Origin of the sequence: Nocardioides jejuensis, from assembly GCF_004337475.1 — a bacterium.
Taxonomy (GTDB): domain Bacteria; phylum Actinomycetota; class Actinomycetes; order Propionibacteriales; family Nocardioidaceae; genus Nocardioides; species Nocardioides jejuensis.
Window position 1 is genome coordinate 137705 of sequence record NZ_SJZJ01000005.1, and the last position, 13473, is coordinate 151177.

The 13473-nt window shown below is 71.2% G+C and carries 12 protein-coding genes; 7 read left to right on the top strand and 5 right to left on the bottom strand.

The window, feature by feature from the left end; all coding sequences use genetic code 11:
• Window positions 1-7: 7 nt before the first annotated feature.
• Both EPD65_RS05010 and EPD65_RS05015 read right to left on the bottom strand, forming a co-directional pair.
• Window positions 8-901 (bottom strand): ribonuclease HI family protein, encoded by an 894-nt coding sequence (locus EPD65_RS05010; RefSeq protein ID WP_131582069.1) that lies wholly within the window; start codon window positions 899-901, stop codon window positions 8-10.
• Between the two features lie 118 nt (window positions 902-1019).
• Complete coding sequence (locus EPD65_RS05015) at window positions 1020-1709, bottom strand: aspartate/glutamate racemase family protein (RefSeq protein ID WP_131582070.1); 690 nt, start codon at window positions 1707-1709, stop codon at window positions 1020-1022.
• Window positions 1710-1802: 93 nt separating this feature from the next.
• Here EPD65_RS05015 and EPD65_RS05020 point away from each other — a divergent pair, with 93 nt between their 5' ends.
• The 6 genes from EPD65_RS05020 to EPD65_RS05045 all read left to right on the top strand — a co-directional run bounded on the left by EPD65_RS05020 (window position 1803) and on the right by EPD65_RS05045 (window position 9584).
• Complete coding sequence (locus EPD65_RS05020; RefSeq protein WP_165872892.1) at window positions 1803-3812, top strand: ATP-binding SpoIIE family protein phosphatase; 2010 nt, start codon at window positions 1803-1805, stop codon at window positions 3810-3812.
• 8 nt (window positions 3813-3820) lie between these two features.
• Entirely contained in the window at window positions 3821-4141 is a 321-nt protein-coding gene (locus EPD65_RS05025; RefSeq protein ID WP_165872893.1) for an STAS domain-containing protein, read from the top strand.
• Window positions 4142-4198: 57 nt separating this feature from the next.
• Window positions 4199-6841 carry an AMP-binding protein gene (locus tag EPD65_RS05030; protein ID WP_131582073.1) on the top strand — a complete coding sequence of 881 codons (2643 nt, stop codon included), beginning with the start codon at window positions 4199-4201 and terminating at the stop codon, window positions 6839-6841.
• The gene (purU, locus tag EPD65_RS05035) at window positions 6799-7698 is read left to right on the top strand and encodes a formyltetrahydrofolate deformylase (protein ID WP_341539055.1); all 900 of its coding nucleotides are present in this window, start codon (window positions 6799-6801) and stop codon (window positions 7696-7698) included. Before EPD65_RS05030 ends, purU begins: the two co-directional genes overlap by 43 nt.
• A gap of 108 nt (window positions 7699-7806) precedes the next feature.
• Entirely contained in the window at window positions 7807-9063 is a 1257-nt protein-coding gene (mshA, locus tag EPD65_RS05040) for a D-inositol-3-phosphate glycosyltransferase (RefSeq protein WP_131582074.1), read from the top strand.
• A complete protein-coding gene (locus tag EPD65_RS05045) occupies window positions 9060-9584 on the top strand; it encodes a type III secretion system chaperone family protein (protein WP_207891413.1) in 525 nt (174 codons plus the stop codon). Before mshA ends, EPD65_RS05045 begins: the two co-directional genes overlap by 4 nt.
• Before the next feature lie 3 nt (window positions 9585-9587).
• Here the strand turns inward: EPD65_RS05045 and EPD65_RS05050 are convergent, their stop codons facing one another.
• The 3 genes from EPD65_RS05050 to EPD65_RS05060 are packed head-to-tail and all read right to left on the bottom strand — an operon-like array spanning window position 9588 to window position 12620.
• Window positions 9588-10745: an acyl-CoA dehydrogenase family protein gene (locus EPD65_RS05050; RefSeq protein WP_131582075.1), complete on the bottom strand. Its 1158-nt coding sequence runs from the start codon at window positions 10743-10745 to the stop codon at window positions 9588-9590.
• 55 nt (window positions 10746-10800) lie between these two features.
• On the bottom strand, window positions 10801-11481 hold the full coding sequence (locus tag EPD65_RS05055; protein ID WP_131582076.1) for a response regulator transcription factor: 681 nt from the start codon (window positions 11479-11481) through the stop codon (window positions 10801-10803).
• Window positions 11478-12620 carry a sensor histidine kinase gene (locus EPD65_RS05060; RefSeq protein WP_131582077.1) on the bottom strand — a complete coding sequence of 381 codons (1143 nt, stop codon included), beginning with the start codon at window positions 12618-12620 and terminating at the stop codon, window positions 11478-11480. Before EPD65_RS05060 ends, EPD65_RS05055 begins: the two co-directional genes overlap by 4 nt.
• 119 nt (window positions 12621-12739) lie before the next feature.
• Between EPD65_RS05060 and phoU the strand changes: the two genes are divergently transcribed.
• Window positions 12740-13381, top strand: a complete 642-nt coding sequence (gene phoU / locus EPD65_RS05065; protein WP_131582078.1) for a phosphate signaling complex protein PhoU — start codon at window positions 12740-12742, stop codon at window positions 13379-13381.
• Window positions 13382-13473: the final 92 nt, after the last annotated feature.

Genomic DNA, 13473 nt, shown 5'->3' on the forward strand with positions numbered 1-13473 from the left:
GGCGTGATCAGGCTTCCGGCGTGCCCTGGTGGAAGCGCTGGACCCAGCTGTGACCGGCGCGGAGCCAGAGCGAGCTGCGCAGCGCGGAGCCACCCTCGCTGGCGCTGCGCCAGACGAGCAGGATCGCGCCGGCGGCGAGGCGCTCGATGCTGACGACATCGAGGGTCGTCTCCTCGTCGAGCGGCGCCATCGCGTCGAGGATGTCGTCGCGTGTCCAGCGGCGGCCGCTCGCGCCGATCTCGGACCAGTCGGGGTGCAGCAGGGCGGCGACGGCGGAGCGGACCCGGCGTACCTCCGGGGTGAGGAGGGAACGCTCGAGGGCGACCACCTGCTCCTCGTCCGTCAGTGAGTCATCGCCGAAGAGGTCGGGCTCGGGCGCGATCACCGTGGGCGCGTACGCAGCGTGGGCCCCGCCGCGACCGGCTTCGGCGGAGCCTCCGGTGCCACTGAAACCCGGGCCGGCGTCAGGCGCGATGCCCTCCTTCCAGGAGGAGGCGGCGGCGTTGGCGAGCTTGTCGGCGGCCTCGTTGAGCTCGTGCCCGGCGTGGCCCTTGACCCACTCGAAGCGGACGTTGGGACGCATGGCGGCGTCGAGGGCCTTCATGATCTCGACGTTCATGACCGGCTTGCCGTCGGACTTCTTCCAGCCCTTGCGCTTCCAACCGGGCATCCACTTGGTGATCGAGTCGATCGCGTAGCGGCTGTCGCAGTAGATGAGGAGGTCCTCGTCGAGGTGCGCGGTCTGCTGCAGCAGGTCGAGTACGCCGGTCAGCTCGCCCATGTTGTTGGTGCCGTGCGCCCAGCCGCCCGATGCCCAGTGGTCCTCGTCGACGTACCAGGCCCAGCCGGAGGGTCCGGGATTGCCGAGAGCCGAACCGTCTGCAGCAGCAATGATCGTCACGGAGCCACATCCTTCCACGCGTCAGAACCCGCCACTCAACGCGGCAGAACCCGCGACTCAACGCGGCGAAACCCGCGACTCAACGCGGCAAAACCCGGGTTTCGGCGGGAGGGGAGGGTCAGGCGAGCGCGCGGTCCAGCGCGGCGCCGACGTGGAGCGTGGTCGACGGGAAGATCGGTACGTCGACGTCCGACTGCTTCACGAGCAGCTCGAGCTCGGTGCAGCCGAGGATGACGCCACCGGCGCCCTGCTCCCACAGGTGCTCGACCAGCTTGACCGCACGCTTGCGCGAGGAGTCGAGGACCTTGCCGTGGACCAGCTCGTCGTAGATGACCGCGTTGATCTCGTCGTGGTACTCCGGCTCCGGGACGAGGACCTCGAGGCCGTGCGACGCGATGCGGTCGGTGAAGAACGTCCGCGACATCGCGAACGTCGTGCCGATGAGCGCGACCTTCTCGATGCCCTGTGCCTTGACCGCCTCGGCCACGACGTCGCCCAGGTGGACCACGGGGATCTCGATGGCTGCCTCGACCTGCTCCGCCACGCGGTGGAACGTCGTGGTGCACAGCATCAGGAAGTCGGCGCCGGCCGCTTCCACGCCCTGCGCGGCGCGGGCGATGATCGCGGCGACGTCGTCCCAGCGCTCCTCGGCCTGCAGCGCCGTGAGCTCGGCGAACTCCACGGAAGCCATCACCGTCCGGGCGGAGTGGAGGCCGCCCAGCCGCGCCTCGACGCCCGTGTTGAGCAGCTTGTAGTACTCGGCGCTGGACTCCCAGCTCATGCCGCCGACAAGGCCGATGGTCTGCATGTGGCGAGTCTGCCAGATCCGATGCCGTGCGCAGCCCGCACCGCTCGTGGCGAACACGTCGCCCCGCGGGCGCGACTCGGGCATTCTGGACAGATGCTGCGTGCTGCCGAAGGGGCGACGCGACGGGCCGGGGTCCTCCTCGTGGTGGGGCTGGCCTACTACGCCGGCGCCCGTGTGGGTCTGGGGCTCTCCCTGGTCGAGCACAACGTCACGCCGCTGTGGCCGCCGACGGGCATCGCGGTGGCGGCGTTCGTCCTGATCGGGCGGTCGGCATGGCCCGCCGTGGCTGCAGCGGCGTTCCTGGTCAACCTCCCCATCACCTCCACCCCGGTGGCCGCCGGCGCAACGGCGATCGGCAACGTCCTCGCGCCGCTGGCGGCGGTCGCGATGCTGCAGGCGTTCGGCTTCCGGCGGCAGCTGGACCGGCAGCGGGACGCCCACCTCGTGGTGCTGTGTGCACTCGCGAGCGGGCTGATCAGTGCGACCGTCGGGTCGCTCACCCTTCTCGCGTCGGGAGCCATCGACGCGGACCGGTTCCTGGGAGCGTGGGCGGTCTGGTGGACCGGGGACGCCATGGGGGTGCTCGTGGTCGCGCCGGTGCTCCTGGCCATTCCGCTGTTCCTGGAGCCCCCGCGCTGGACCACCCGTCAGTGGGCCGAGGGGCTCGGCTTCTGGGCATGCATCGCGTTCGTCTCCCTCGTCGGGATGCGGTCGAACCTGCCCGTGCTCTTCCCCGTCCTGCCGTTCCTGGGCTGGGCGGCGTGGCGGCTCCAGCTGCGAGGAGCAGCGCCCGCAGCGCTCGTCGCCTCGGTCGTGACCACCTGGGCCGCGACCCATGGCTACGGCGTCTTCGCCCGCGGGACCCTCTTCCAGCAGATGCTGACGCTGCAGGCGTTCAACGTCTGCGTCACGCTGATGTCGTTCTTCCTCGCCGCCCTGGTGAGCGACCGCCGCAGGAGCGCCGAGATGCTCGTCGGCCGTGCGGATGCCCGCCTCGATCGCGAGCACGAGATCGCCGTGGCGCTGCAGCAGACGCTGCTCCCGGCCCAGCTGCCGGCCATCCCCGGGGTCGAGATCGCCGCCCGCTACATCCCGGCCAGCTCGGACATGCAGGTCGGCGGCGACTGGTACGACGTCATGGTGCTGCCCGACGGCTCGATCGGGCTGGTCATCGGTGATGTCGCCGGCCACGGCCTGGCCGCCGCGGCCACCATGGGGCAGGTGCGGATGGCCGTGCGCGCCTACGCCCTGCAGGACCCGGCCCCGGCGTCCGTGCTGGCGAACCTCCACCACCTCGCCATGCAGCCGCCGGTCGTGACGATGACGACGCTGCTCTACCTGTCGTACGACCCGGACTCGCGGCTGCTCCGGTTCGCGAACGCCGGCCACCCGCCCGCGCTCGCGATCGATCAGCAGGACGCGACGTACATCGCGGAGGCCGGCTCGCCGCCGGTCGCTGTCTCGCCGACCGGCGAGTACCTCGAGTCCTCCGTCGTCCTCGCCGCCGGTGCCACCCTGCTGCTCTACACCGACGGTCTCGTCGAACGCCGGGGCGCCTCGATCCAGGACGGCCTCGACCGGCTTCGTGTGCTCGCGGCGACGCTGGCCGACGCGGGACTCGAGGAGCTGTGCGACGCGCTCATCACGGAGATGCTCGACCACTATCCGGTGGAGGACGACGTCGCCCTCCTGGTCCTCCGGACCCGACGCGCTGACGGTGGCCCGCTGCACATCGAGGTCCCGGCCGAGGCGCAGGTGCTCGTGCAGGTCCGCAACGCGCTGCGACGGTGGCTGCGCGACGTCGGCGTCGAGGAGGCGATCGCCGGTGAGGTGCTCGTGGCGTGCGGCGAGGCGTGCAACAACGTGGTCGAGCACGCGTACGGCGCGGTCACCGGCAACCTGGGGATCGACCTGAGGGTGGACGATGGCGTGATCGAGGTCGCGATCCGGGATCGCGGCGCGTGGCGTCCCGAGGCGGATCGCGGCGGCGGCTGGGGCCTCGACCTCGCCCGCGCGCTGATGGACACCGTCGAGGTGCGGGGTGCGGCGGACGGCACCGAGGTCGTGATGCGTCGGAAGGTCAATGCGGGAGGGGACCGATGAGCGGGCTGGTGGATGTTGTCGCCGCGGACCGCGAGGACGTCCGCATCGCGCGGGTCAGCGGCGAGATCGACCTGTCCAACGCGCGCGCCGTGCTGGAGGCGATCGGCGATGCCGTCCGCAGCGGCGCGACGTCGATCGTCGTGGACCTGAGCGGCGTGACCTTCCTGGACAGCTCCGGGATCGCGATGCTGTTCCGGCTCCAGCAGCGGATCGCCTATAGCCGCCAGGAGCTGAGGCTCGTCGTGCCACGGGGATCGACGGTCCGCCGGGTCCTGGAGCTGGCCCGGGTGCCGGACCTGATCCCGATCCAGGACACGCTCGACGGCTAGCGGAGCGTGATCAACATCGCGGCGACATAGGTAAGCCTGCCCTTATACGATTCCTCCATGTCCGTCACCGTCCCCGTCGCGCTGCCGATCGGCGACGGCCACGTCGCGCCGCTATCGCCGCTCGCGCGGATGCTGGCCGGGCACGGCGACCGTCGGGCGCTGACCGGCGCCGGCGCCGGCGACGGCATCACGTACGCCGACCTGGCCGCCCGCGTGGGCCGGTTCGCTGCCCGCCTCCGGGTGACGGAGCTCGGTCGCCGGCTCGTCCTCGTCGAGGCTGGCAACGACGCCGACACCCTGATCGCCTGGCTCGGCTCCTCAGCGGCCGGCTGCCCCGTGCTCCTCACGGGCCCCGGGGCTGCCCGCGACGCCCTCGTGGCGGCGTACGACCCGGACGTCGTGTGGGACGGCGCGCTGACCGAGCGCCGGGCCACGACCACCCACGACCTGCACCCCGACCTTGCGCTCCTGCTCTCCACGAGCGGGAGCACCGGCAGCCCGAAGCTGGTCCGCCTGAGCCACACCAACCTGGTCGCCAACGCCCGCGCGATCGCCGAGTACCTCGACATCCGCCCCGATGACGTCGCGGCGACGACCCTGCCCGTGCACTACTGCTACGGCCTCAGCGTCGTGCACAGCCACCTGGTCGCCGGCGCGACGGTGCACCTGACCGGGCGCTCCGTCACCGACGCCGCGTTCTGGGACGAGGCCCGCGCGGCCGGTGTGACGACGTTCCCCGGGGTGCCGCACACCTTCGACATGCTCGAGGCCCTCGGGTTCACCGGCGCCGAGCTCCCGAGCCTGCGCTACCTGACCCAGGCCGGTGGGAGGCTCGCTCCCGAGGCGGTACGCCGCCATGCCCAGCGGGGCGAGGCCCACGGCTGGGACCTCGTCGTCATGTACGGCGCGACCGAGGCCACGGCCCGGATGGCGTTCCTGCCGCCGCACCTGGCCACCACGGCCCCCGACACCATCGGCATCCCGATCCCCGGCGGATCGCTGGTCGTCGAGCCGCGCCCTGACGTGTCGACCGACCCCGAGGTCGGCGAGCTCGTCTACCGCGGCGACAACGTCATGCTGGGCTACGCCACCTCGCCGGCCGACCTCACCCTCGGCCGCACCGTGCACGAGCTCCGCACCGGCGACCTCGGTCGGCAGCGCGAGGACGGTCTCTTCGAGGTCGTCGGACGCTGCTCGCGGATCGCGAAGGTCTTCGGGCTCCGCGTCGACCTGGACCGCGTCGAGCGCGCGTTGCTCGCTGCGGGCATCGTGAGCGCGGTCGCGGACGGGGGAGAGGCGCTCGTCGTGGCGGTGGCCTCCGGCGCGGCGCCGGTCGATCAGCCGCGCGTCCTGGCAGCGGTCCAGGGTGCGACGGGCCTTCCGCCTGCCGGCGTACGGCTCGTGACGCCCGTCGACCTCCCGCGGCTGTCGAGCGGCAAGGTCGACTACCGGGCGATTGCCGCTGCCGGGGTCGCGTCGACTACCGCGGTCCTCCGCGAGAGCGTCACCGGCGACGACGTCGCGAGCGTCTATGCCTCCCTGCTCGGCAAGGCCGCCGGGCCCGCCGACTCCTTCCGTGCCCTCGGCGGCGACTCGCTGTCGTACGTCGAGGCGTCGCTGCGCCTGGAGGCGCTGCTCGGCACGCTGCCCTCCGACTGGACCGCGCGCACCGCTGAGGACCTTGCCGGGTGCGCGCTCTCCGCGGACGAGCGATCCGCCCGCGCCGCTGCGCCCGCTGGCCGGCTGGCTCGCTGGTTCGGCGCCGCCCGGACCGTCGAGACCACCGTCCTGATGCGCGCGCTCGCCATCGTCACGATCGTCGGCTCCCACGCGAACCTCTTCGTGCTGCTCGGTGGCGCACACACGCTCTTTGCCGTGCTCGGCTTCAACTTCTCGCGCTTCCACGTCGACCTGCCGCGGCGGGAGCGGACCCGCGCGGTCCTCCGCAGTGCAACGCGGATCGCGCTCCCCGCCGTGCTGGTGATCGGCGTCGTGTCGACGTACAAGCAAGGTGTCGGCTGGAAGCAGGTGTTGCTCCTCAACTGGCTGCTCGGACCCGACCACTGGGTCAACCCGGAGTGGCGCTACTGGTTCATCGAGGTGGCGCTGCTGCTGATGCTCACCGGAGCGGCGCTGCTGGCCGTCCCGGCGCTCGACCGCGCGTGCCGCCGCCGCCCGTTCGCGTTCCCGATCGCCCTGGTGCTCGTCGGTCTCGTGCCGCGCTACGGCCTGCGGGCCTGGCCCGGGGGAGACCTCGACCAGCGGTCGTTCACGCTCGGGTCGCTCCAGCTCGGTGGCGGTGACTACATGCACCGCGCGCAGGTCGTCTTCTTCCTCTTCGCGCTCGGCTGGGCCGCAGCCCGCGCGGCGACGCCCCGCCAGCGCCTGCTGGTCAGCGCCCTCGCGCTCGGCACGGTGTGGAGCTTCTTCGAGCACGAGCCCGCGCGCGACACCTACGTCATCCTCGGCATCCTCGCGCTCACCTGGCTGCGCGACGTCCGCCTCCCGGCCCGGGTGGTGCCCGTCGTGGGCGCGCTCGCGTCCGCGTCGATGTGGATCTACCTCGTGCACTGGGAGATCTACCCCCACCTCGAGAACCGGGTCCCGGTCCTGGCGACGCTCCTGTCCCTGATCGCCGGCGTCCTCGCGTGGCAGGCGTGGACCCGTGGAGAGGCGGCGCTGCGGCGGCGTACGCGATGATGGTGCGCACCATGGATCGCTACGTGCTCACCCTCAGCTGCCCCGACCAGCCCGGCATCATCCGTGCCTTCGCCGAGGGCGTCGTGCAGGCGCAGGGCAACATCGTCGACAACAAGCAGTACACCGACCCGGAGACGGGCACGTTCAGCATGCGCACGGAGTTCGACAGCCCGGTGGGCGACCTCGGTGAGGTCCGCCGCCTGCTCGACGCGGCGCTCTCGGCGTACGACGCGACGATCACGCTCCGCCCGGAGTCGCAGCGTCGCCGCGTGCTGCTCATGGTCAGCAAGGCCGACCACTGCCTCCTCGACCTGCTCTACCGCTGGGAGAACGGCGAGCTGCCGGTCGACATCCCGGTCATCGTCTCCAACCACACCGACCTGCAGCCGATCGCGGAGCGCCACGGCATCCCGTTCGTGCACATCCCGGTGACGAAGGAGACCAAGCCGGACGCCGAAGCCGCGCTGCTGGCACTGGTCGAGGAGCACGCCGTCGACTTCGTCGTGCTGGCCCGCTACATGCAGGTCCTCTCCGACTCGCTGTGCGCCGCCCTGCCCGGCCGGATCATCAACATCCACCACTCGTTCCTGCCCGGCTTCAAGGGTGCGAAGCCCTACCACCAGGCGCACGCGCGCGGCGTGAAGCTGATCGGTGCCACGGCGCACTACGTCACCGCCGATCTCGATGAGGGCCCGATCATCGAGCAGGACGTCGCCCGCGTCGACCACGCGTGGACGGCCGAGCAGTTGGTCGCCCACGGCCGCGACGTCGAGCGCCTCGTCCTGTCGCGCGCCGTCCACCGGCACGCCGAGGACCGCGTCCTGCTGACCGGCGTCCGCACGATCGTCTTCGACTGACGCATGGCCGCCTGACGGCCCGGGAATGCCCGCGCACGGTCCGTCGTTGTCGCGGCTGGAGCCCTGCCGTGTCGGGCAGGGGCACCCGGACCGACCGGAGGAGGCTGCATGACCCGCATCGCGATGGTCAGCATGCACACCTCCCCGCTCGACCAGCCCGGCACGGGCGACGCAGGCGGCATGAACGTCTACGTCCTCGAGCTCTCCCGGCGCCTCGCCGAGCGGGGCATCGCCGTCGACGTCTTCACCCGCGCGACCTCCTCGCGCGCGCCGCAGATCGTCGAGGTCGGTGACCGGATCCTGGTCCGCAACATCCACGCCGGCCCGTTCGAGGGGCTCGGCAAGACCGAGCTGCCCGGCCAGATGTGCACCTTCGCCCGCGAGGTGATGCGCGCCGAGGCGTCGCAGCGCCCGGGGCACTACGCCGCGATCCACTCGCACTACTGGCTCTCGGGCCAGATCGGCGCGCTGGCCCGCGACCGCTGGGGCGTCCCGCTGGTCCACTCCATGCACACGATGGCCAAGGTCAAGAACGAGTCCCTCGCTGTCGGCGACACTCCCGAGCCCGCTGCCCGGGTGATCGGCGAGGAGCAGGTGGTCGAGGCCGCCGACGTGCTGATCGCCAACACCGACATCGAGGCCAAGCAGCTCATCAACCTGTACGACGCCGAGCCGGCGCGCGTCGAGGTCGTGCACCCGGGCGTCGACCTGCGCCGCTTCGTCCCGGTCGACAAGGCGGCGGCCCGCGAGGCGCTCGGCCTGCCGATCGACGCCGACATCCTGCTCTTCGCCGGCCGGATCCAGCCGCTCAAGGCTCCCGACGTCCTGCTCCGCGCGGTCGCGGTGCTGCTCGCCGAGACCCCCGCCTTGCGCCACCGCCTCGTGGTCCCCGTCGTGGGTGGGCCGTCGGGCTCAGGCCTCGAGCACCCGACGGCTCTGGCCGACCTCGCCCGCGACCTCGGCATCGCCGACGTCGTGCGGTTCGTGCCCCCGGTCGAGCAGGCCGAGCTCGCGCTGTGGATGGCCGCCGCCAGCGTCGTGGCGGTGCCCAGCTTCAACGAGTCGTTCGGGCTCGTCGCGGTCGAGGCCCAGGCGACGGGGACCCCGGTCGTCGCCGCCGACGTCGGCGGGCTCCCGACCGTCGTACGGCAGGGGCACTCGGGGCTGCTGGTGCCGACCCACGAGCCGCGCGACTGGGCCAACGCGCTCCGACGGATCATCGAGGATCCCGTCCTCGCGCTGAACCTGTCGATCGGCGCACGCGAGCAGGCGCGACACTTCTCCTGGGAACGAACCGCGGATCGCACGCTCGAGGTCTACGAGCAGGCGGCTCGCCTGATGCGTGAGGAGCTGGCGATCCGATGACGGACGCACACGACGACCTGCAGACCGTGATCCCGGAGGAAGCCGCCGCCGTGGTGCGCAGCTGGCTCGGGGACAACGGCCTCGACTTCGAGGAGAAGACGCCGGGGCAGATCTCCTTCTCGCTCCCCGGCGAGAAGAAGCTGCAGACGCCGGTCCGGGTCGACCTCGGCCCGCACGCGCTCGGCATCCACGCCTTCGTCTGCCGCAACCCCGACGAGAACCACGTCGGCGTCTACCGCTGGCTGCTCGAGAAGAACCTTCGCCTCTTCGCGGTCGCCTTCGCCGTCGACAAGGACGGCGACATCTACCTCGACGCGCGCCTGCCGCTCTCGGCGGTGACCGCGGACGACCTCGACAACATCCTGGGCACGGTGCTCTCCGTGTCCGACAACAGCTTCAACACCATCCTCGAGCTGGGCTTCGCGAGCTCCATCCGCAAGGAGTGGGAGTGGCGGCTGAGCCACGGTGAGCCGACCGTCAACCTCGCTGCCTTCGAGCACCTGCGCCCCAAGGACGCCTGAGTCCTAGAGCCCCATGTCCTTGGCGATGATCGTCTTCATCACCTCGGACGTGCCGCCGTAGATCCGGTTGACCCGGTTGTCGGCGTACAGGCGCGCGATCGGGTACTCGTTCATGTAGCCGTAGCCGCCGTGGAGCTGCAGGCAGCGGTCGATCACGCGGTGCGCGACCTCCGTGCAGAAGAGCTTCGCGGACGCCGCCTCGGCCGGCGTGAGCTCGCCGGCATCCAGCGCCTCGAGAGCCCGGTCGGCCACAGCCTGGGCGGCGTCGACCTCGGCCTTGCAGGCCGCCAGCTCGAACTTGGAGTTCTGGAACGACGCCACCGGCTTGCCGAAGATCTGGCGCTGCTCGACGTACGTCTGCGCCATCCGGACCGCGGCGGCGGCCTGCGCGTAGGCGCCGTAGGCGATGCCCCAGCGCTCGGAGGCGAGGTTGACGCCGAGGTAGGCGAAGCCCTTGTTCTCCTCGCCGAGCAGGTCCTCGACCGGCACCTTGACGTCGACGAATGCCAGCTCGGCGGTGTCAGAGGTGCGCAGGCCGAGCTTGTCGAGCTTGCGACCCACGGAGTAGCCGGGGAGCGAGGTGTCGACGGCGAAGAGCGAGATGCCGAAGCGACGGTCGTCCTCCTTCGGCGGGCTGGTGCGCGCGCAGACGATCACGCGGTCGGCCAGGACACCGCCGGTGATGAACGTCTTGGCGCCGTTGAGGACGTAGTGGGTGCCGTCCTCGGAGAGCTTGGCCGTCGAGCGCATGCCGGCGACGTCGGAGCCGGTGCCCGGCTCGGTCATCGCGAGCGCCCACATCTCCTCGGCGGAGACGAACTTCGGCAGGTAGCGCTGCTTCTGCTCCTCGGTGGCCAGCATCTTGATGTACGGCAGGGCCAGGAGGACGTGGACGCCGGAGCCGCCGAAGAGGACACCGGCGCGGGTGGTCTCCTCGTACTGGATCGCCTCGAACTTGTGCGAGTCGATGCCGGCGCCGCCGTACTCCTCGGGGACGGAGATCCCGAAGAGGCCGAGGTCGGCGAGCTTCGTGTAGAGCTCCCGCGGGACCACGCCGGCGGCGAACCACTCGTCGTAGTGCGGGACGACTTCCGCCTCGATGAACGAGCGGAGGGTCTGGCGGAAGGACTCGTGGTCCTCGTCGAAAACAGAGCGGCGCATGGACACAGGTCTACACCGTGTGCCCACGCGCCGTCAGCCGGGGTTGGCCCTCCGGTCAGAGGTCGAGCTTGTAACCCAGACCGCGGACGGTCACGAGGAACTTCGGCTCGGACGGGTCCGGCTCGAGCTTGGCGCGCAGGCGCTTCACGTGGACGTCGAGGGTCTTGGTGTCGCCGACGTAGTCGGAGCCCCAGACGCGGTCGATCAGCTGGCCGCGGGTGAGCACGCGACCCGGGTTGCGCAGGAACATCTCGAGGAGCTCGAACTCCTTGAGCGGCAGGCGCGTGTCAACGCCGTCGACCGTGACGACGTGGCGCTCGACGTCCATGCGGACCGGGCCCGCCTCGAGGGTCTGCGGGGCGAGGTCGCCCGCGTCGGAGCCGCGACGGAGGACGGCGCGGATGCGCGCGACCAGCTCGCGGGGGGAGTACGGCTTGGTGACGTAGTCATCGGCGCCGAGCTCGAGGCCGACGACCTTGTCGACCTCGTCGTCCTTGGCGCTGACCATGATCACCGGCACGGACGACGTCTGCCGGATCTGGCGGCACACCTCGGTGCCGGGCAGGCCCGGGAGCATCAGGTCGAGCAGGACGATGTCGGCGCCATTGCGGTCGAACTCGGTGAGCGCGTCATTGCCATTGGTGGCGACGGCGACCTCGAACCCTTCCTTGCGCAGCATGTACGTCAGGGCGTCGATGTAGCTCTCTTCGTCCTCGACGACGAGTACGCGGGTCATGAGCTCTCCTCCAGGTGGGGGACGGAACGGGGGAGGGTCAGGGTGAACGTAGATCCCTGTCCCTCGACGGACCAGACCTTGATCTCGCCGCCATGGGTGGCAGCGACGTGCTTGACGATGGACAGTCCCAGGCCGGTGCCGCCGGTGGAGCGGTGCCGGGCGGGGTCGACGCGGTAGAACCGCTCGAAGATGCGGTCCAGGTCTCCGGCGGGGATGCCGATGCCCTGGTCGGTCACGGAGATCTCGAGGGTGTCGGCGAGACCGCGGACCGCGACGGCGACGGTCGAGCCCTCACGGGAGTAGTGGACGGCGTTCGCGACGAGGTTGCTCACGGCGATGGTGAGCTGGTCCTTGCTGCCGCTGAGCAGCAGGCCCGGGTCGCCGCCGGCGACGACGGAGATGCCCTTCGCCTGGGCGTCGATCGCGCTCGTGTCGATGGCGACCGCGACGATCTCGTCGACCGCCACCGGCTCTGGCTGGGAGACGGGCTCGTCGCCCTGCAGGCGGGAGAGATCGATGATCTGCTGCACCAGGTGCGTGAGCCGGTCGCTCTCCTTGAGCATCCGGCCGGCGAACCGCTCGACCGCCTCGGGGTCGTCGGACGCGTCGTGGACGGCCTCGCTGAGCAGCTTGATCGCGCCGACCGGGGTCTTGAGCTCGTGGCTGACGTTGGCGACGAAGTCGCGGCGGATCGAGTCGACCCGGCGCTCCCGCGTGCGGTCCTCGAGCAGGGCCAGCACCAGCCGCGACCCGAGGGGAGCGACGCGGGCGGTGACGTGGCGGAGCTGGTTGCGGGTGCCCATCCGCAGCTCGAGCTCGGCCTCGCGGATCTGGCCGTCGCGGCGCACCTGGCGGATCAGCTCCGCGAGCTGCTCGTCACTGATGCCGCTGCCGTGCACGAGTCCGAACGCGTACGCCGGCGCGCTGGCCTTGAGGACCACGTCCTGGTCGTCGACAACGACCGCGCTCGACCGCAGCACCGAGAGCACGGAGGTGACGCCAGGCGGCACGACGGGCGCCGGTGCCTGGGGTTCGCGGGTCTGGGTCCGCTCGCTGTAGTGCCATGCGAGGACCCCGCCGCCACCGACGGCAAAACCGGCGGACGCAGCGACGCACGCCTGCAGCAGCTCGGGATTCACGTCGTGATCGTACGCACCACGTCACCGTGCGTTGCCCGTCTGGACGCCTGCTCGCAAGAATTCGCTCCGCGTTCACCGGGTGACCCCGGATGGTCACCCGGTGTCGCTAGGTTGTTCGGGTGCGTCACCACTTCTCTGAGCAGCTCGACCTCGTCTTCGACGAGCTCGCCGAGCTGTGCATCACCGTCCAGATCGCCGTCCGCCAGGCCACCGAGGCGCTCCTCGCCGGAGACGGCGCCGCTGCCGAGCGGGTCATCAGCGGGGACCTCGACGTCGACGAACGGCGTGACCGCATCGAGGTCCGGTGCTTCCGCATCCTCTCCCTGCAGCAGCCGGTCGCGGGCGATCTGCGCACCGTTGTCGCTGCACTCCGGATGGGTTCCGAGGTCGAGCGTTCAGGCGATCTCGCCGTGCACGTCGCGAAGGTGGCCCGTCTGCGCATGCCGCGCACGGCCGTGCCGGACGAGCTGATCCCGGTGGTCACCCGGATGTCGGAGATCGCCGTCGACATGATGGGCCGCACCGCGTCGATCGTGGCCGAGCGCGACATCGCTGGCCTGGTTGAGCTCCGCGCGCTCGACGACGAGATGGACGACCTCCGGGCCGACCTGCTCCAGAAGATCGTCGGACCGGGCTGGACCCACGGCGTCGAGCCGGCCGTCGACCTCGCGCTGCTCAGCCGCTACTACGAGCGCATCGGCGACCACGCCGTCTCCGTGGCCAAGCGCGTCGACTACGTCATCACCGGCGAGCGCCCCTGACGCCGAGACGGGGCCTGTGCCGTGCCGAGACGGGGCCTGTGCCGTGCCTGACCGGCTACCGAAATGGCGAGACGGGGCCTGTGCTGTGCACA